We start from the raw sequence: 20,002 nt of genomic DNA, 5'->3' as shown, positions 1-20,002 counted from the left end.
TCCACAATGGACAACAACCAGGCCCGCCGCCCGGACGGTACGACAATCCATTACACCGCAACCGGTCCGGCCGACGGGTCAGTGCTGACGCTCGTCCACGGCTGGGGCTGTGACCGCGCGGACTTCGACAACATCATCCGCCATCTGCCCGAAGACCTCCGCGTGCTGGCCGTCGATCTCGCCGAGCACGGCGACTCACGGTCCACTCGCGACACTTGGACAATGGAGGAATTCGCCCGCGACGTCGCCGCCGTACTGGCCGCCGAGTCGGTCGATTCCACTGTCGTAGCAGGACATTCCCTCGGCGGCGCGGTCGCCGTCGAAGTCGCCCGGCTGCTGCCCGACACGGTCACCCAGGTGATCGCGATCGATGCGTTGCACTACCTCGGCTTGTTCCCCGCGCAAAGCGAGAACGACGTCGAAGCGTTGGTGCGACCGTTCCGCGAGGACTTCGCCGGGGCGATGCGCGGCATGGTCGAGAGCGGCTCGCCGGAGGGTACCGATCCGTCCTTAGTGGACGCTTACACCAAGAAGATGAGCGCCGTACGCCAGCCGGCGGGTCTGCACGCTCTCGAAGGCCTGGTGCGCTGGGACATGGACGCGGCGCTGCGCGAGGTCGCCCAGCCAGTCGTGGTGTTCGCCGTGCGGTCGATCATCACCCAGGAGGCCATCGACCGCTACGGCGAACGGATCCGGATCGAGCTGGTCGACCTCGGCAGCCACCACTTCCACGTCGAATCCCCCGCCGAGACCGCCCAGCTGCTGGCCGGGGTCGTGAGTGGCGATCACGGTTAGAACCGTGATCGCCACTCACGACCCCCACCTACGCCCGTCGTCCGCCGTCGACCGACAGCGTGGTCCCGGTGATGTACGACGCGGCGTCCGAACAAAGCCAGACCACGGCTGCCGCGGCCTCTTCCGGCGTGGCCAGCCTGCCGAGCGGAGTGATCGCCTCCTGCCGGGCGATCATGCCGGGGTCGTCCGCCCATTTGTCGAACCCCGGCGTCCGCGTCGGCCCCGGGCACACCGCGTTGACGCGGATGCCCTGCGCCGCGTAGTCCACCGCGGCAACCTTGGTCAGCCCGACGATTCCGTGCTTCGCCGCGACATAAGCCGGCGCGTTCGGGATCGCGTACAGCCCGCCGTTGGACGCGACGTTCACGATCGCGCCGCCGTCGAGGTGCGGCAGTTCGTACTTCATGCAGAGGAAGGTGCCCGACAGGTTCACCCGCACCACCCGCTCGAAATCGGCGGGGGTCAGCTGGTCGATCCGCTGGCGAGACGACAATCCAGCGTTGTTCACCGCGAAGTCGAGCCCGCCATACACCTCGACCGTCCGCTCGATCCCGGCGCGCACCGAGCTTTCGTCACCGATGTCCACCCGGACGGCCAGCGCCTCGCCACCGTCCTTTTTGATCAGTTCGACGGTCTCCGCCGCCGCGGCCTCGTCGATGTCCAGCACGGCCACCGCCGCCCCGCCCCGGGCGAACTCGATCGCCGCCGCCCGGCCGATCCCGCTGCCCGCCCCGGTGACGAGCCCACGCCGTCCGGTCACGACAGCGACTCGTGGTTCGCCCACGCCACCCGGTACGAATGCCGCGCCTGCCACCGCTCGATCACCTCGTGCAGTTCGGGCGCGGTGAAACTCTTCGCCAGCGTGTCCAGGTCGGCAAGGGTGACCTGCACGATCGCCGTCGCGATGAGGGCCGGGATGGCGTCCTCACCGGGGATCGGCAGGTGCTTGCGGGTCTCGACCGACTCGGCGTACCCGGTCGCCAGCATCGCCTCTTTGATATCGCTGAGGTACTGATCCAGCTCCGCGTCGGGCACCGGCTTTTCGAACGAAACAATCATCGTATGCGTGATCATGCTTCAAGTTTTGCCCGTTCAGGTGCCGATCGTCCAAGACCGGTTCGCTATTCGACGATAACCTGGAGGCATGGCTGAGCTAGAGACCCGCGAACTCGAGTACTTCCTGGCGGTCGCCAGCGAGCTGCACTTCGGCCGGGCCGCCGTGCGGCTGTCGATCGCGCAGCCCGCGCTGTCGAAGGCGATCCAGCGGATCGAAACGCGGCTCGGCGTGCCGTTGTTCTCCCGCTCCAGCAGGCACGTCGAGCTGACCGCCGCGGGCGAGGCGCTGCAGGAACACGGACGGCACGCGCTCAACGCGGTCAGCGCCGCCGCCCGCAGCGCCCGCCGTGCCGGCGAGAGCCACCTGCGCCTGGTGCTGAAGCCCGGCGGCGACGCCGGACTGCTGTCCGGGATCCTCGCCGAGTACTCCCGCCATCCCGACGCCCACCAGGTCGACATCCTGTTCAGCGGCCCCGCCGACCGCAACGACTTCCTGCTCAGCGGGCGCGCGGACGTCGGTCTCCTGTTCGTCCCGTTCGACGATCTGACCGGCCTCGCCCACGAGCCCCTGCACGCCGAGGACCGGGTGGCCATCGTCCCCAGCACGCACCGGCTGGCCCAGCGCGAGACCGTCCGGATGTCCGAGCTGGCCGGGGAGACTCTGCCGTCGTGGAAGGGGGTGCCCGGGATCGAGGGCTCCGGCCCCGAGGTCGCCGACGTGGTCCAGCTGCTGCACCTAGTCTCGCTGGGCCGGATGGTCGGCGTGCTCCCGAGGTCGCTGGTCGACCAGGTCCCGCCGGGCGTGCTGTGCGTGCCGCTCGCGGACGCTCCGCCCAGCCAGCTGGTGCTCGCCTGGAACGAGCAGGACCGGCGGCCGCAGGTGGCTTCATTCGTGACCGCCGCGCTGGCGTCCGTGCACTGAACTTCGCCAGAACGCCGCCAGCAGCAACGCCACCACCGCGAGCGCGAACCCGACGTTGCCGAGCACCGCCGTCATCCGCGGAATGTCCATGTCCCGCGCATGCTGCCAGCCGACCCAGACGTAAGTCACCAACGCGCCCGCCGCGAGCGCGAGCCGGTGCCGCGCGCCCCAGCCAGCCGACCGGCACCACCGGATCACCAGCGCGACCGCCGCCGCGACCAGCAGGCACCAGGCGACCGACACCGCCGCCTGCGGCACTCCGTCCGGCAGGAATTCCCGGCACCACACCAGACTCGTCGCCCCGAACGCCGCGACCCCCACGACCGCGGGTGCGGGAGCGACGCCGTCCCGGTGCGGCAACGACCTCTTGCCCAGCCAGAAGCCCAGCACCACCAACCCAGCGATGACGACTGCCGACCACCCCAGCTCGCCCGCCGAGGCGACGAACCCGGTCGAAGCGATCTGCATCGCGCACAACGCCGCCGACCCGGCCACGAACACCACCGCGACCACCGTCAGCCCGGCCTTGCCCAGCCACGGCTCAGTCCGGTTCCGGCAGAAGGCTTCCACGATGGCGATCGGCACGCAGATGCTCCAAACCGTGTGCATGGTCAGCACGTCCTGAAGCATCTGGACACTCGTCCCCAACGCCGGAACGTACGTTTCGGCGTACGCCGCCGCGATGTCGAACCCGCCGTAGGTCGGATTCCACAGCATCATGTCGATCGGCCCCTCCTCCAGCAGCGCGTACGCCGCCGCGAAGGGGACGATCGCCGCCCAGCCGCGCCCGGTGCGCCGCGCGACCTCACGGATCAGCAGCGCGCCGCCGCCGTACATGGGTGCGAAGAGGAAGAGCGAGCCGACGTCGGTCACCGGCGTGTTGCCCAGCAGGTACTCGCCCACCAGCGGCGAGAGGAAGAAGAGGGCGACTGCCGGGATCATGCTCCTCAGGCTAGGGAGGGTGCGCGGCGGAGACATCCGTCCGCGGTCGATCCCGGATAGCCGCCGGGCTAATCGCGTTCAGCCTTGGGGAGAAGGGGTGTCATGCTGGTCCGCGTGGAGGACATCATCGCCGCGGTCGGACCGCGGTTGCGGCATCTCCGGCGGCAACGGAACTGCACGCTGGACGAACTGTCGAACGCGACCGGGATCTCGATCAGCACCCTCTCGCGCCTCGAATCCGGTCAGCGCAAAGCGAGTCTCGAACTGCTGCTCCCGATCTCCCGCGCGCATCGCATCCCCCTCGACGAACTGGTCGGCGCGCCGCCCGTCGGGCCAGAGCCGCTGAAGCCGATCACCCGCAGCGACCGGACCGTCGTTCCGCTCACTCGCCAGCCCGGCCAGCTTCAATCGCTCAAGATGATCTTCGCTGCCGACCGCTGCGAGCCCGCTCCGCGCACCCATCCCGGCCACGAGTGGCTGTACGTGCTCAGCGGCAGGGGCAGGCTTGTCCTCGGCGAGCACGACGTCGTCCTCAAGGCGGGCGAAGCCGCCGAATTCGACACCCGGATCCCGCATTGGTTCGGCAGCACCGGCGACGGCCCGGTCGAGATCCTCAGCCTGTTCGGCAAGCAGGGCGAACGCATTCGCGTCCGGGCCACCCCGCGCTGATTACTCCGTCCGGCGGCATAACCCGTTCATCCGGCCGGAAACCTATACCCCCGCCGACCTGCGCGAATCCGAATACCCCGCCGAAAGACGGTGCCCCGCAAGAAAAATCCCGCCTTAACATCCGGGTCCCGCGGACGGACCCCCTTTTCCCTCCGCGCGTTTCCTTCGTCTACGAGGAGATGCATCGATGCGGAAACTCTTCGCCCTGCTCACTTCCGCCTTGGCGGCCGCGGCGGTCGTCGCCGGCAGCCCGCCGGTATCCGCGGCGCCGGACAGCGGGGTGGTGCCCGGGCTGACCGGGACCGCCGCGAAAGCCGCCGCCGGCGCCTCGGCGGACCGATTCCTCCAGCTGCGCCGCGAAAAAGCGGGCCACGCCATCAAACCACGCGCTCCGCAACGGCACACCTTCTGGGGCCCCGAACCACAACTGTCCACCGGCGCGGACGGGATTCTCGTGACGCACAGCGTCGTCCCCGGCCTGCGGCTCTCGAACAACGCGGACGTCGTCTACGCCCCGACAGTCAAACCCACCGGCCATTCCTGCATCGAGGTCGTCACCGCGTACGGACTCGGCCAAGCCCCGCAGGTCTGGGCTTGGGACTGGTGCGGGACAATCGGTCCGGCGAAGGTCGTCCCGCTGGACAGCTCGTTCCTCAGCAATTATACGTCCACTGTGGACGGAAACCCGGCGTTCACCGTCCAGGAGGTCCGGACTGACGCGGGCAGCAACAGCTGGACGGCCTCGTTGTACAACGTGAAGACCGGCAAGTGGGACAACCTCTTCACCCAGCGCGGAAGCGACCAGAGCACCCTCAACGAGGGCTGGGACATCTTCGAGCTGTACTCGACCGTCAACCCGTCGACCGGCCAGGCTTACTACTGCTCGGACGCCAAGGGCAAGGTCTTCGAATCGAGCAAGCTGCAGCTGCGCATCGGCGGCCAGTGGACGCCCGCGACGCAGTCGAACTCGCCGTTGCAGCCCACCTCCAACCCGAGGCCGAGCGACTACAGCTGCTCGTCGCTGCGATTCGAGGTGCCGACGCCGAACAGCAACTGGCGGGTCACCGTCTGATCCCCGCCCCGGCCGGCAGGAGTGCGTGCCACCAGCGGTCAAACGCGGCACTGCACCCCTGCCGGTTGGCGTAATCGTCAGCCACCTGCCGGTGAATCTCGTCCACCCGCGCCGCGACCGCGGTGCCCGGCCGGTAACACAGCCGAAGTTCCTGCCACAACGGCGCGTCCTCGATCGCCCGCACCACAATCCCGCCCTGCCGGTCCTCGCGGGTCGCCAACGCCGGCGCGACCGCCATTCCCTCGCGCACCAGGTCCAGCAAGGTAGCCAGGCACTGCGGCCGGTGCGGCTGATCGAGCACGACTCCGCGTTGCCGGCAAACCTCCTGCAGATACACCGACCACCGGGTGGTCCACGGCGGATCGTCCGCCCACGGAAACCCGGCGATCTCCTCCAGCCGGATCTCCGGGCGCACGGCCAGCGGATGATCCTCAGCGAGGATCACGAAAACCGGCTCCCGTGCCTGCACCACGACGCTCTCGACGCCGTCCGGAACGATCCGGTCCGGAAGCGGCGCGAGGTACACCAGCGCGAGATCGAGTTCCCCCTCCGCGAGCGCGGCCAGCGTGCGTGCCTCGTCCTGCTCCTCGTGCACCCGGACGGCGGGACACCACGGCTGGTCCCGCAACCACCGAGCCAAGGCGAGATGCAAAAACCCGCTGTACCCGCCGACCCGCACCGCCGCGGCCGGTTCCCGCCGCGCACCGGCCCGTTCGGTCAGCGCCGACATCCCGGCCAGCACCGCCCGCGCGTCCGCGACGACGTCCTCCCCGAGCGCCGTCGGCACACACCCGGTCGGCGACCGCGCGAACAGGCTCCCGCCGACCGACCGTTCGACCCGCCGCAGCAACCCGGACAACGCCGGCTGGGAAACGTGCAGCACCTTGGCCGCCCGGACGAGACTGCGCGCGTCGGCGATGGCCACGAGTGCGCGCAGATGGCGCAGTTCCAGCTCCATGAGTCCTCCGGCCGCAGGCCCCTCGCCTGGCCACTTTAACGCCGAAGATCGTGGGGAATTACCGACGCGAGTCGGTACTCGGTGAGTTCTGGTGCAGGGATTCCGCCCGTAGGGGCACCTTCGGGCGGACTCCGCAGCGAAGTCCCCGGTGTCCTGATCGCCTTGACGAACAGGAGAACTACCGAAGGAGAACACCGGTGCCCGCAAGAACAACCACGGCCTGGCTCGCCGCACCAGCGATCCTGCTTCTCACCGCGTGCGGCTCGACCGACGTCGCCGGATCACCCAGCACGCCCACGGCGAGCAGCGCGCCCAAGACGTCCGAGGCGAAGCCCGGCGCTCCGACCTACCAGGTCGCGGTCGAACGCTGGGTCACCCAGATCCTGCAGAAGCACTACGCGAAAGCCTGCCTGTCCAGCGCGCCGGTGCTGCCGCCCGGCCAGGACGCCAAGACGCTGTGCAAACGTCCCGAGGCGCAGAAGAGCGCCGAGTCGCTGCACGACGCCTGGGCCAAGCCCGGCGTTGCCCTGCCGCCGCAAGGAAAAGTCACCGTCGACGAGGTCAGCGCGACCGGAGACCAGGTCACCGTGCCGGACACCGCGGTCAAGCTCGACGGCCGTACGCTGCGCAGCCTCGAACTCATCGGAGCCACCGGGAACACCGGCTCGTTCAGCCTCACCTTCAAGGTTCAGAAGCACGAAGGAGCCTGGTACGTCCAAGGCTTCGATATCGACTTCTGAGGCGATCCCGACTTTCGTCGGTCCGATAGGTCTGGACAACCTGCCAAGTGGTCTAGACAATAGCGGCTAGGGGGCCGTATCGGACCGGAGGAACGCAATGAAGCGTGCTCGTTTCCTCGTCGTGCTCCTGCTCGCCGCCGCCGGGCTTGTCGTCGGCGGGCCCGCGCAGGCGGCGAACCTGCTCGCCAACCCCGGCTTCGAGGCCGGTTCCACCTCCGGCTGGTCCTGCCCCGCGGGCACGGCCGTGAAGACGCCGGTGCACTCGGGCACCTACGCGCTAGCCGTCTCGCCAGGCGCGGCTGACCTCGGCAAATGCACCCAAACCGTCTCCGTGCGCCCGAACACGACCTACTCGGTCTCGGCCTGGGTGCAGGGCTCGCCGGTCTACCTCGGCGTCACCGGCGGCTCCTCCACTTGGACGAATGCCGCCGCGTACAGCCAGCTTTCGCTGTCCTTCACCACCACGGCAAACCAGACTTCCGCGGAGCTGTACCTGCACGGCTGGTACGGCGGCGGCGCGTACTACGCGGACGACCTCGTCCTCGACGGCCCCGGCGGCGACACCCCAGGAGCCCCCGGCGTCCCGGGAGCCCCGACCGTCGGCACCGTCACCAGCACGTCGATCGCGTTGAACTGGGGCGCGTCCGCAGGCACCGTGACCGGCTACCGCGTCTACGAGGACAACACCCTGCGCGCCACCGTGACCGGCACGTCCGCGACGCTTTCCGGGCTGACCGCCTGCACCTCGCACAGCTATTCGGTGACCGCCTACAACGACGCAGCCGAATCCGCACACACCGCCGCGGTTTCCGCGTCCACCAGCGGCTGCACCAGCACCGGCCTGCCGAAGCACGCGCTGATCGGCTACGTCCACGCGAGTTTCGCGAACGGCTCGGGCTACCTGAAGCTCGCCGACGTCCCGCCCGCCTGGGACATCATCAACCTGGCCTTCGCCGAACCGACGTCGGTGACCTCCGGCGACGTCCGCTTCAACCGCTGCTCAGCCACCGAATGCCCCAGCGTGGAAAGCGACGCCGACTTCATCGCGGCGATCCGCGCGAAGCAGGCGCAGGGCAAGAAGGTGCTGATCTCGATCGGCGGCCAGAACGGCGAGGTCCGGCTCACCACCACCGCCGCCCGCGACGCCTTCGTCAACTCGGTCGCGGCGATCATCGACAAGTACGGCCTGGACGGCTTGGACGTCGACTTCGAAAGCCAGTCCCTGTCCCTGAACTCCGGCGACACCGACTTCCACAACCCGACCACGCCGGTGATCGTCAACCTGATCTCCGCGCTGAAGACCCTGAAAGCCCGCTACGGAGCCAAGTTCGTGCTCACGATGGCCCCCGAAACGTTCTTCGTCCAGGTCGGCTACCAGTTCTACGGAGGCGCGGGCGGCGGCGACAGCCGGACCGGCGCGTACCTGCCGGTGATCTACGCGATGCGCGACGACCTGACCGTGCTGCACGTCCAGGACTACAACTCCGGCCCGGTCATGGGACTGGACAACCAGTACCACACCATGGGCGGCGCGGACTTCCTCATCGCGATGACCGACATGCTCCGCTCCGGCTTCAAGGTCGCCAACACCGGCCAGACTTTCCCGGGCCTGCGCGAGGACCAGATCGCGGTCGGCCTGCCCGCGGCCGTCAGCGCGGGCAACGGGTACGTCGCCCCGGCCGAGGTCCAGACCGCGGTGACCTGCCTTGCCCACGGAACCGGCTGCGGCTCCTACACCTTGCGCGGCGGGCCGTCGCCGGCGCTGCGGGGGTTGATGACCTGGTCGGTCAACTGGGACCGGTACTACAACTGGGCGTTCCAGAACGCACACCGGCCGTTCCTGGACGGCCTGGGCTGAGGCCTGCTGCGCCTGCGCTGCCCCAATACAGCGCAGGCGCAGTCAGCGTCAGCGCCCGCGCGCAGTCTCCAGAGCAGGCTCCGGTGGCGCGGCATCGGGCCGACGCCGCTTCAGCAACGGCAGCAGAACCGCGGCCGCGGCAGTCAATACCCATCCAACGCAAGCAATCGCCCCGATGACCGAATACCCGCTGTCCGTAGCGAAGCTCTGCCCCGCCGCGGTATGCGCCTGCAGAATGGTCACGCTCACCGCCCCGCCGGTCGAGTAGCCGACCGTCCGCAGGATCTGGTTGAAGCTCATCGCCCGGCTCGTCTCGTTCGACGGCACGCCGCGCAGGAGATATCCCGGCAGTACCGCGAAAATGCTCCCGGTGCCGACCCCCGCGATCGCCATCACCACCACGATCTCCCAGATGCTGCCGCGCGCCAGGCTGAACACGAGCGCGCTCCCCAGCATCATCGCCGTGGACAGCGGCAGCACCACCTCGTACGACGTGCGCCGCACCAGCCACGGCACCGCCTTCGCGATCAGGTAGCTGGCCGCGGAGAACGGGACCAGCACCAAGCCCGCGACGACCACGCTGCCGCCCAGTCCGTACCCGGTGCTCAGCGGCGTCTGCACCACCGTGATCACCGGCGTGATCAGCATGTACATCCCGACCGCAGCGAGCAGGGTGACCACGCTCGCGGTCAGCACGGCGCGTTGTCCCAGCAGCCGCAGGGGAACCAGTGGCTCCGCCACCCGCAGCTCCCACCACACCCAGACGGCCAGCACCACCACGCCCGCGACGAGCAGTCCGAGCACCTGACCCGATCCCCAGCCTTGTTTCTCGCTTTCGCTGAGCGCCAGCAGCAGGCTGGCCAACCCGATACCGAGCAGTACGGCACCAGCGATGTCGAGCTTGCCCTGGCGACGCTGCGCCGACTCGGGCACCACGCGCCAGGAGACGAGCAGCGCGAGTGCCGCGACCGCTGCCCCAAACCAGTAGGCAAGGTGCACCCCGCCCGCCTTCGCGAGCAGCCCGGTGATCGGGTAGCCGAGGCCGATCCCCACGGCGGTGGTGGTGGAGAGCACCGCGATCCCGGCGCGCATCCGTTCCGGCGGCAGGGCTTCGCGGGCGGCCGCGATGGCCAGCGGCGTCAGCCCGAGCCCCATCCCCTGCAGACCGCGCCCGACGAGGAACGGGCCGAAGCCGACCGGCAGCGCCGCCAGCACTCCGCCCAGCAGCATCGCGACCAGGGAGAACAGGAAGAACTGCCGCCGGTACGGCCCGTCGCCCAGCCGGCCCATCACCGGCGTGACTACAGAAGCCACCAGAAGCGTCACCGTCAGCGACCATTGCGCGTCGGCGAGCGTCACGTGATTTTCCGCGGCGATGGTCGGGATCAGCGGCGCGCCGAGGCTGCTGACGACCGCCACCACCATGCACGCGAGCGTCAGCCCGGGCAGCAACGCCCGGCCGGCGCGCGGTCTCTCCGGTCCGTTTTCCGTTTCCCTGCGGGGGTTTCCGCGGGTCCCCCTGACCGGATCCACCGGATCCGATCGTTCCCCTCGGTTGTCCATAAACGTGATACTACAGTTCAAATGAGACGGCGTGTCAATGTTTCCGGAGCCAGCTCACCGCCGAAACCCCGCGTGGCACAATCACCGTGTGAACCTGCGGGAGAGGAAGAAGGAGCGCACGCGCGCCGAGCTACAGCGTCATGCCCTGCGCCTGTTCCGGGACCAGGGGTACGCCGAGACGACGGTGGACGACATCGCCGCGGCGGCCGAGGTCAGCCGGAGCACCTTCTTCCGGTATTTCGGCACCAAGGAGGACGTGCTCCTCTTCGACAACGTCGACCCCGTGATGTTCCGCATGATGGCCGAGGTGCCCGAGGGCGTCCCGCTGCTCGAGGCCGTACGCGGCGTGCTGCGGGATTCGTTCGCCGCGCTGGACGACGAGGCGCGGGACATCGAGGAAGTCCGGATGGAACTGGCCCGCACACCCGCCGTCGCGGCCATCCTGCGCGAGCGCAACGCGTTCGGGATCGAGCAGTACACCGGGATGATCGCGTCCGCGACCGGCCGTGAGGCCGACGACCCGGACGTGCTGCTGTTCAGCGCCATCCTGATGGGCGCCCGGCACGCCGCCCGCGCCCGGATCGACGCCGGGCACGCGAAAAGCCACGTCGAAGAACTGGACGCGATGCTCGAGCGACTGACCGGCGGCGTCCCGCTGGCCGCCGAGCCGGTCCGCGCCCAGGACCAGGTCCTGTCCCGCTCCTCCTGACCAGCGACAGCCAGTCGCCCGCCCGCCGGATGTCCGGCCGCTCCGGCGAGCCGATTGCGAGCCACATGTCCGGCTCAACCGAAGCGCAAGGCCGTCCCCTTAGCGTAGGCAATGCTTACGGCGAAGGGGACTCCCAGTCATGCGCAGCAAGGAAACACTGCATGCTCTCGTCCAGCGACAGGCGTCGATCGACGGGGACCGAATCGCAGTGGTCCACGGATCGGATTCGACGAGTTATTCCGGGCTGATTCGGCGAAGCCACGAAATCGCCGCCGAACTGCTGGCCAGAAAAGTGCGGCACGGCGACCTGGTCGGCGTCTGCCTGCCGCGCGGGATAGACGCGGTCGCGGCATTGCTCGCAATTCTCGAGGTGGGCGCGGTTTGCGTACCGCTCGCGCTAGAACAGCCGCCGGCGCGGCTGGCTTTCATCCGGGAGGACAGCGGTCTGGTCCTTACCGTGACGACGACGGAGATTTCCGGCGAGATCGGCATCGACCCAGCACAGGCGGTATGTCTCGACACTGATCTCGCGCCGGTCCCGGCACCGCGGACCACGGTCGAGGTGTCCGGCAGCGATGTCGCGTACGCCTTGTATACGTCCGGGTCGACCGGAACTCCCAAGGCCGCGCTGCTCACGCATGCCAACATGTGCAATTTCGTCCAGTTCTGCCTGGAGGAGGGCCTGGTCGACCGCGACGGCCGGGTCGTGCACGTGAACAACCTCGGTTTCGACGCGGCGATTTTCGACATCTTCGTGCCGCTGGCCGCCGGAGCGGCGGTGTGCGTCGCCGAGCGCGACGTCATCGTGTCGCCCGCCGCGACGGTGCGATGGTTCGTCGAAAACCGGATCACCGCCGGGCTTCTGACCACGAAGGTGGCCGAAGCCTGCATGGCGGAGCCATGGCCCGCCGAAACCGCCATGCGCTGCCTGGTCACCGGCGGCGAGCAGGTCACCATGTGGCTGCCGCCGGATCTTCCGTTCAAGGTCGTGCAGGCCTACGGGCCGACGGAGTGCACGGTGTGCGCCGCGACCATGTTCCTGCCTACGGAGCCAGAGGGCGGCGGCGTTCCGTCCTTCGGAAAGCCCATCCGGAACGCCCGCATTTACCTGCTGGACCCGGCGGGCCAGCCGGTGCCCGACGGCGAGCCGGGGGAACTCTACATTTCCGGAGCCGGCGTCGGCGCGGGTTATCTCGGCCGTCCCGAATTGACGGCCGAGCGTTTCCTGCCGGATCCGTTCGCTCCCGGCGAGCGCATGTATCGCACGGGAGATTTGTGCCGCCGCAACGCCGAGGGCGAATTCGAATTCCTCGGCCGGATGGACCACCAGGTCAAGCTTCGCGGCCATCGGATCGAACTCGCCGAAATCGAGGCGACTCTCGGCACCCATCCGGACGTCAGCGGTGTCGGGGTGATCGTCCGCGAGGACCGCCCCGGCGACCGGCGGCTGGTGGCCTACTTCACCGGCGGCGAACCTCCCGCCGCCGAACTGCGCCAGCACCTCGCCGACCGGCTGCCCGCCTACATGGTCCCGGCCGCCTACGTCCGGCTCGACCAGTTCCCGTTGACCACCAACAACAAAATGGACCGGGCCGCGCTGCCCGCGCCGGACAGCGTCCGCGAAATGCCGGTGGACTACCTCGCGCCGCGGACGACCGTCGAGCGCGATCTGGTCAAGCTGTGGGAAGAACTGACGGGAGCGGCACCGGTCGGCGTCGGCGATGAGTTCCACGCACTCGGCGGAGACTCGCTGATGGCGGGCCGGGTCGTCGAGTGGATCCGCGCGCAGCACGGGACTGAAATCCCGTTCTCCCGGGTCTTGGCCGGTGCGACGGTCGGCGAGCTGGCGGCGCTCATCGAAGCCGGGACCGATGCCACACCAGCACCGGGACCGACAGCCGCGATCGGCGCGCGGAAGTCCAGCGATCCGGTCACGGCGACGTCGGGCCAGTTCGGTCTTTGGCTGCAGGAAAATCTGGCCCCGCAGGGCGGCGTCTACAACGAAACGGTGCTGCTCACCATCCGGGGACGGATCGACCCCGCGCTGGTCCGGAACTGCCTGACCGATCTCGTCCGGCGGCACGAGGCGTTGCGCACCTGCCTGCGGCTGGTCGGGGGAAGGCTGCGGCAGATCGTGCTCGACCCGTCGCCGGTTCCGCTCGAACTGCACGACGAGCACAGCGGCCAGGACGACGGTGTTCTGTCGCCAGCACAACGAAAACTGGTCGACACACTGGCCCGCGCTCCCTTCGACCTGACGAACGGGCCGCTGCTGCGGGCCGCGCTGCTGCGGACGGGCCGGGAGTCGCACGTCCTCGTGCTGGTCCTTCACCACGTCGCGGTCGACGGCTGGTCGCTGGACGTGGTGTTTGAGGAGTTCACCGAAAGCTACGCCGCCGCCTCGTCGCGCGCGGCGCACGAATGGCCGCCCAGCCCCGGTTTCGCCGACTTCGCCGCCTGGCAGAACGAACAGATCCAGTCCGGCGGCTTCGCACCCGGCGTCTCCTACTGGCGGCAACAGCTGGCTGGCGCGCCCGAAGTCCTGGAACTGCCACTGGATCGTCCGCGGCCAGCCACGGCTACCGGTCCGGCGGCCGTCGTCCGCGCGACGCTGTCACCGTCGACAGTTCGGATGATCCGGAAGTTCGGCCGGTCAGAACGGCTCACCCCGTTCATGCTCGTGCTCGCCGCTTATCAGGCCGCGCTCGCGCACTGGACCGAGAGCACGGACATCGTGGTCGGCGCACCGCTGGCCAACCGGCCGGCCGGCTTCCACCGGACCGTCGGCTACTTCCTCAACCTGGTGCCGCTGCGCACCGGTTTCTCCGATCCGCTGAACTGCCGGGAGCTGTTCGGCCGGGTCCGCGACACCGTGCTGGCCGCCCACGACCACCAGATGGTCCCGTTCCCGCACCTGGTCGAGCAGCTGATGCACACCCGGCCGCCCGGCGTCGCACCGATGTTCCAGGTCGCGATCGTGTCGCAGGAGGTACAGCGGCGCACCTTCTCCGCCGCCGGGATCGACGTGGAATACCGCCACGGCGACCCCATCGGCGCGAAATGGGACCTGACGCTGCACCTCATCGCGAACCGCGGCGGCCCGCTGCCCGGGATCGACCTGGAATTGGAATATCGCGCGGACCTGTTCGAAGAAGAAACGGTGCGGCACCTCCTCGACCGATTGTGCGGGCTGCTCGACGCGGGCCTCGCCGATCCGGACTGTCCGATCGAGGAATGGATCTCGCTCGCCGAAGCTCGCCAGTTGTTGAATTCGTCGAAGGGGAATGGCAGTCATGAGTGATGCGGTTCACGTTCTCGTTGAGCGGCAGGCGTCGATCGACGGGGATCGAGTCGCGGTGGTCGACGGATCGGACTCGGTGAATTACGCCGGGCTGCTGCGGCGGAGTGACGAAATCGCCGCCGAACTGCTGGCCAGGAAGGTGCGCCGGGGCGATCTGGTCGGCGTGTGCCTGCCAAGGGGAATCGACGCTGTCGCCTCCCTGCTGGCGATCCTGCGCGTCGGCGCGGTGTGCGTTCCGCTCGCGCTCGAACAACCAGTCGCACGCCTGAAACTGATGCGGGAAGACAGCGGCGTAGTCACCACTGTGACGACCACTGACCTTTCCGACCAGATCGGGATCGATCCCCCGCAGGCGATATTCCTCGACACCGAACTCTCCGCGAGCCCGGATCGACTGGCCCCAGTCGAGGTTTCCGCCGACGATATCGCGTACGCCCTCTACACCTCGGGATCGACCGGAACCCCCAAAGCCGCGCTGCTCACGCACGGCAATATCAGCAATTTCGTCCAATGGTGCACCGACGAAGGACTGGTCGACCGCGACAGCCGGGTCGCACACGCCACCAACCTCGGCTTCGACGCGGCGATCCTGGACCTCTTCGTGCCGCTTTCGCTGGGCGCGGAAGTCCACGTTGTGCACCGGGAGACGATCGTGTCGCCCGCCGAAACGGTGAAGTGGTTCGTGGACAACAAAATCACCGCCGGCTTCCTGACCACGAAGGTGGCGCAGGCTTGCCTCGCCGAGCAATGGCCCGCCGACACCGCCATGCGCTACCTCGTCACCGGCGGCGAGCAGGTCACCACCTGGCTCCCCGAGCACATCCCGTTCCAGGTCCTCCAGGTGTACGGGCCCACCGAATGCACGGTGTGCGCGGCGACGATGTTCCTTCCCCCGGAACCCGAAGGCGGCGGGATCCCGCCGTTCGGACGGCCCATCCGGAACACCCGCATCTACCTGCTCGATCCGTCGGGCCAGCCGGTGCCCGACGGAGAAACGGGAGAGCTGCACATCTCCGGAGCCGGCGTCGGCGCGGGCTACCTCGGCCGCCCCGAACTCACCGCCGAGCGCTATCTGGACGACCCGTTCACGCCGGGCGCGCGCATGTACCGCACGGGCGACCTGTGCCGCCGGAACGGAGACGGAAACCTCGAATTCATCGGGCGGATCGACCACCAGGTCAAGCTTCGCGGCCACCGGATCGAACTCACCGAAATCGAAACGACGCTGGTCGCCCACCCGGCCGTGGACGACGCCGTGGTGCTGCTGCGCGAGGACCGCCCCGGCGAAAAACGACTGGCCGCCTACCTGACTTACCGCGGCGACGAGCCCCCGGCGGTCGGCGATCTGCGCCGGCACCTCGCCGACCGGCTGCCGCCGTACATGATGCCATCCGCGTACGTCCGGCTGTCCCAGTTTCCCTTGACCCCGAACAACAAAGTCGATCGGAGCGCATTGCCCGTGCCGGAGGAGACCCAGCGCACCGCCGGGGTGCCCGCCTTGGTGGACCGCGTCCGCGCGATCTGGGAGAAGACGATCCAGGTCACCGAAATCGGACTGGACGACACGCTGTTCGAACTGGGCGGTTCGTCGCTGCACGTACCGGAAATCCACCGCCAGGTCGCGGAGTTCGTCGACGCGCCCGAACTCGGCATGATGGCGCTCTTCACCTACCCGACGCTGCGCACGTACACCAACCACCTCGCGGAGCTGCTCGGAAACACCGCCGCGCCGGCGCGCACCGAAGCCCGGCCCGTCGCCGTTTCTGAGACGGATGACGGAGACCGCTCGATCGCCGTCGTCGGCATGTCCGGTCAGTTCCCAGGCGCGCGCACCGTCGACGAACTGTGGGCGTTGCTGCGAGACGGACGAGAAGGCACCACGCACGGCATCGCCGGCCCGATGGAACCGGACTGGGTCGCCTCGGCCGGGGTCATCTCCGACCGGAACGGCTTCGACCCCGCGTTGTTCGGCATCAACCCGGCCGACGCGGACCTGATGGACCCGCAGCTGCGCAGGTTCCTCGAAACCGCGTGGGCGGCGCTGGAGGACGCCGGATACGGCCCGAAAACGCGCGGCCTGCCCACCACCGGCGTGTTCGGCGGCTCGTCGTTCCCCCGGGACTGGGCGGAGCGGTTCGCCGCACTGCGGCCCGAACCCGGGAGCCCGGCCGAACTCCGGCTGATGAACGGGAACCCGTGGCAGAACCTGGCCACCCAGATCGCGTACCGGCTCGGCCTGACCGGGCCGGCGGTCGACGTGCAAAGCGCCTGTTCGACCTCGCTCGTCGCCGTGCACCTCGCCTGCCGGAGCCTCATCGACGGCGACTGCGACCTCGCGATCGCCGGCGGCGTCGGCCTCACCCAGGACACCGGTTACCGGTACGAGGAAGGCGGAATCCTTTCGCCGGACGGCCGTTGCCGCCCGTTCGACGCGGACGCACAGGGCACCCTGCCGGGCAGCGGAGTCGGCGTCGTCGTGCTCAAGCGGCTGTCCCAGGCGCTGGCCGACCAGGACACCGTGCACGCGGTCATCCGCGGCTCCGCGGTGAACAACGATGGTGCGCTCAAGGTCGGCTTCTCCGCGCCGAGCATCGAAGGCCAGCAGAAGGTCCTGCGCGCGGCCTGGCGGGCGGCGAACGTGTCGGCCGACAGCATTTCGTACGTCGAAACCCACGGCACCGGCACGGTTCTCGGCGACTCCGTCGAGGTCAGCGCCTTGACCAAGGCTTTCCGGGAGGACACCGGGCGGACCGCGTTCTGTGCGCTCGGATCGGCGAAGAGCAACTTCGGCCACCTCGACGCCGCCGCTGGCGTCACCGGTCTCATCAAGGCGGCGCTGGCGGTGAAGCACGGCGTCATCCCGGCCACGCTGCACTTCCGGAAGCCGAATGCCGAACTGGCGGTCCCGGACAGCCCGTTCTACGTCAACGCCGACACGATCCCCTGGCCAGATTCCGCCCCGCGCCGGGCGGCAGTCAGCTCCTTCGGCGTCGGCGGGACGAACGCCCACATCGTCGTGGAAGCCCCGCCCGCACCGCAGCCGCACGACCCCGCGACCGGACCGCAGCTGGTACCCATCTCCGCCCGGACGCCGGCCGCCCTCGACGCCGTGACCCGGCGGCTGGCCAGCCACCTCGGTTCGACCGAGCACGCGCTGGCCGACGTCGCCTTCACCCTCCGGCATGGCCGGGCCGCGCTGCCGCATCGGCGTGCGGTGATCAGCCACCGCACGGAAGACGCCGCCAGCGCACTGCGCTCGATTGAGATCAGCGGGGTAGCGAGCCCGCAGCGCCCGCCCCGGGTGGTGTTCATGTTCCCCGGCGGCGGTGCCCAGCACGCCGGAATGGGACGCGATCTCTACGACCTCCACCCCGTCTACCGCGGCGCGATCGACCGGTGCGCGGACCTGTTCGCGCACACCATCGGCATCGACATCCGGGAACTGCTGTTCCCCGCCCCCGCGGACGAGGAAACCGCCGAGAAGGAGCTGCTCCACCCGTCGAACAACATGGCGGCGATCTTCGCCACCGAATACGCGTTGACCGTGCTGCTCGATTCGTGGGGCATCCGGCCGGACGCGGTGGTCGGGCACAGCCTCGGCGAGTACACCGCGGCCTGCGTGTCCGGCATGCTGTCGGTCGAGGACGCGGCGGAACTCGTGGCCCTGCGCGGAAAACTCGGCGACGGACTGCCGGAATCGGCGATGCTCTCGGTGTCGCTCGACCTGCCCGCGCTGAGCGCCCGGATGGACGACCGCCTCACGGTAGCCGCGGTCAACGGCCCGCGCGCCCACGTCGTGTCGGGCTCCCTGGAGGCCATCGCGGAACTCAAGTCCACATTGGACGCGGAAGGGATCCGGACGCATCAGCTGCCGCTGCGGGGCGGATTCCACTCGCCGCTGGTCGAACCGGTCATGGACCAGCTCGCCAGCCGGGCGGCCACCAAGACCGTGCACTCGCCCAAGATCCCGGTGGTGTCGAACGTGACGGGCGACTGGCTGCCGGAAGGCGGCGTCACCGATCCCGCTTACTGGGCACGGCATCTGCGGCAGACCGTGCAGTTCGACCAGGGCCTCACCACGCTCCTGGACACGACGGACGACAACAACACCCTGCTCGTCGAGATCGGCCCCGGCAAGGCACTCACCACGCTCACGCAGCTGCATCCGCTCGTCAGCAAGACCCAGGCCGTGGTTCCGACGCTGTGTGCCACGACTTCCTACGGCGCCGAGCGGGACACGCTGCTGGCGGCTGTCGCGCAATTGTGGTGCGCCGGCGTAGAAATCGACTGGGACGCGTTCGACGCGGACGAGCGGCACTCCCGAGTCCGGCTGCCGAGCTACGCGTTCGAACGATCGACAAGCAGCAGCCCAGTGCAGACCCCAGCCCCGGTCGCCGCCGCGAAACCGCGTCCGGCCATCACCGACGAAGCCAGCCTGACCCGCGGCCTCGCGCAGCTGTGGAGCGAACTGCTGGGCGTCCCAGCCCCCGGTGACGCGGACAACTTCTTCCAGAGCGGCGGATATTCGCTGCTAGCCGTCGAGTTCAGCACCCGCGTCCGCCAGGAACTCGGCAGCCCGGTCGGCGCGCACCTGCTGCTGGAACACCCGACCTTCGGCGAGTTGGTCAACCACGTGAACAAGCTCGCCTTCGGCCGTGAACGACAGGTCGTCCAGCGCCCGGACGTGCTGATCGAACTCCAGCGCGGCAACCCGGGCAAGGCACCGGTGTTCCTGGTGCAGCCGGTCGGCGGCACGGTCTTCACCTACCAGGCGCTCGCCGGGCACCTCGGCACCGACCGTCCGGTGCACGCGTTCCGGGCGGTCGGGCTGGAAGCGGACGAGAAACCCTACGAGGACATCCCCGAAATGGCCGCGATGTACGTGGCCGAAATGCTGGCCGTGCAGCCCGAGGGACCGCACATCATCGGCGGCCATTCGTCCGGTGGCGTCGTCGCGTTCGAAATGGCGAACCAGTTGATCGAACGCGGGTTCAAGCGACCGCTCCTGGTCATGGTCGACACCGTGACGTCCGAACAGTCGCACAGCCTCAAGGACGCCAAGGACGTCGAAAAGCTGGTGCAGACCCTGTTCGGCATCGCTCCCGAGGCAACCGCGGCTCTACGCAAGGGAATCACCGAGGACCCGCTGATCCGGGGCGTCGTCGTGACGACCAACCTCGCGCTGTCCCGCTACTACCCGCAGCCGTGCGGCGCGGACATCGTCTACTTCCAGGCGGAAGAACGAGACGAATTCCTGGACAGCAACGCCGACGTCTGGTGGGAGAAGTACTGCGAGGGCGAAATGACCGTGCACGTCGTCCCCGGAAACCACTTCTCGGTCATGGACGAACCGTACATCGCCCGTACCGCCGAATTGCTGGGCGAGCACCTGAACCGCTGGGAAGGGCAGAACTGAC

At 68.9% G+C, this 20,002-nt stretch carries 14 protein-coding genes; 9 read left to right on the top strand and 5 right to left on the bottom strand.

The window, feature by feature from the left end:
• Positions 1-6 precede the first annotated feature (6 nt).
• Entirely contained in the window at positions 7-795 is a 789-nt protein-coding gene (locus ACFSVL_RS02800; RefSeq protein WP_378300091.1) for an alpha/beta fold hydrolase, read from the top strand.
• 28 nt (positions 796-823) lie between these two features.
• On the opposite strand, the gene ACFSVL_RS02795 is transcribed toward ACFSVL_RS02800, so the two are convergent.
• Together ACFSVL_RS02795 and ACFSVL_RS02790 are read right to left on the bottom strand one after the other, a co-directional pair.
• Entirely contained in the window at positions 824-1,555 is a 732-nt protein-coding gene (locus ACFSVL_RS02795; protein WP_378300089.1) for an SDR family NAD(P)-dependent oxidoreductase, read from the bottom strand.
• Positions 1,552-1,869 (bottom strand): hypothetical protein, encoded by a 318-nt coding sequence (locus ACFSVL_RS02790; protein ID WP_378300087.1) that lies wholly within the window; start codon positions 1,867-1,869, stop codon positions 1,552-1,554. Before ACFSVL_RS02790 ends, ACFSVL_RS02795 begins: the two co-directional genes overlap by 4 nt.
• 70 nt (positions 1,870-1,939) lie before the next feature.
• Between ACFSVL_RS02790 and ACFSVL_RS02785 the strand changes: the two genes are divergently transcribed.
• Entirely contained in the window at positions 1,940-2,773 is an 834-nt protein-coding gene (locus ACFSVL_RS02785) for a LysR family transcriptional regulator (protein WP_378300085.1), read from the top strand.
• On the opposite strand, the gene ACFSVL_RS02780 is transcribed toward ACFSVL_RS02785, so the two are convergent.
• Positions 2,738-3,715 (bottom strand): hypothetical protein, encoded by a 978-nt coding sequence (locus ACFSVL_RS02780; protein WP_378300083.1) that lies wholly within the window; start codon positions 3,713-3,715, stop codon positions 2,738-2,740. The genes ACFSVL_RS02785 and ACFSVL_RS02780 overlap by 36 nt on opposite strands.
• A gap of 114 nt (positions 3,716-3,829) precedes the next feature.
• On the opposite strand from ACFSVL_RS02780, the gene ACFSVL_RS02775 reads away from it, so the two are divergent.
• Positions 3,830-4,384 carry a helix-turn-helix domain-containing protein gene (locus ACFSVL_RS02775; RefSeq protein ID WP_378300391.1) on the top strand — a complete coding sequence of 185 codons (555 nt, stop codon included), beginning with the start codon at positions 3,830-3,832 and terminating at the stop codon, positions 4,382-4,384.
• 187 nt (positions 4,385-4,571) lie between these two features.
• Complete coding sequence (locus tag ACFSVL_RS02770) at positions 4,572-5,456, top strand: carbohydrate-binding protein (protein WP_378300081.1); 885 nt, start codon at positions 4,572-4,574, stop codon at positions 5,454-5,456.
• Here ACFSVL_RS02770 and ACFSVL_RS02765 read toward each other — a convergent pair.
• The gene (locus ACFSVL_RS02765; RefSeq protein ID WP_378300079.1) at positions 5,446-6,414 is read right to left on the bottom strand and encodes a LysR family transcriptional regulator; all 969 of its coding nucleotides are present in this window, start codon (positions 6,412-6,414) and stop codon (positions 5,446-5,448) included. The two genes, ACFSVL_RS02770 and ACFSVL_RS02765, sit on opposite strands and share 11 nt — an antisense overlap.
• A 197-nt stretch (positions 6,415-6,611) precedes the next feature.
• Between ACFSVL_RS02765 and ACFSVL_RS02760 the strand changes: the two genes are divergently transcribed.
• Positions 6,612-7,154, top strand: a complete 543-nt coding sequence (locus ACFSVL_RS02760) for a hypothetical protein (RefSeq protein WP_378300077.1) — start codon at positions 6,612-6,614, stop codon at positions 7,152-7,154.
• 97 nt (positions 7,155-7,251) lie between these two features.
• Positions 7,252-9,012, top strand: coding sequence for a chitinase (locus tag ACFSVL_RS02755; protein WP_378300075.1), 1,761 nt, complete (start codon positions 7,252-7,254; stop codon positions 9,010-9,012).
• Between the two features lie 48 nt (positions 9,013-9,060).
• Here the strand turns inward: ACFSVL_RS02755 and ACFSVL_RS02750 are convergent, their stop codons facing one another.
• Positions 9,061-10,437 carry an MFS transporter gene (locus ACFSVL_RS02750; protein WP_378300073.1) on the bottom strand — a complete coding sequence of 459 codons (1,377 nt, stop codon included), beginning with the start codon at positions 10,435-10,437 and terminating at the stop codon, positions 9,061-9,063.
• 226 nt (positions 10,438-10,663) lie between these two features.
• Here ACFSVL_RS02750 and ACFSVL_RS02745 point away from each other — a divergent pair, with 226 nt between their 5' ends.
• The 3 genes from ACFSVL_RS02745 to ACFSVL_RS02735 all read left to right on the top strand — a co-directional run bounded on the left by ACFSVL_RS02745 (position 10,664) and on the right by ACFSVL_RS02735 (position 20,001).
• On the top strand, positions 10,664-11,284 hold the full coding sequence (locus ACFSVL_RS02745; RefSeq protein ID WP_378300071.1) for a TetR family transcriptional regulator: 621 nt from the start codon (positions 10,664-10,666) through the stop codon (positions 11,282-11,284).
• 139 nt (positions 11,285-11,423) lie between these two features.
• Complete coding sequence (locus ACFSVL_RS02740; RefSeq protein ID WP_378300069.1) at positions 11,424-14,585, top strand: amino acid adenylation domain-containing protein; 3,162 nt, start codon at positions 11,424-11,426, stop codon at positions 14,583-14,585.
• Positions 14,578-20,001 (top strand): amino acid adenylation domain-containing protein, encoded by a 5,424-nt coding sequence (locus ACFSVL_RS02735; RefSeq protein WP_378300067.1) that lies wholly within the window; start codon positions 14,578-14,580, stop codon positions 19,999-20,001. Before ACFSVL_RS02740 ends, ACFSVL_RS02735 begins: the two co-directional genes overlap by 8 nt.
• Position 20,002 lies beyond the last annotated feature (1 nt).

Source organism: Amycolatopsis silviterrae (genome assembly GCF_042684085.1).
GTDB lineage: Bacteria > Actinomycetota > Actinomycetes > Mycobacteriales > Pseudonocardiaceae > Amycolatopsis > Amycolatopsis silviterrae.
This window is presented reverse-complemented; position numbering and strand designations above follow the sequence as displayed.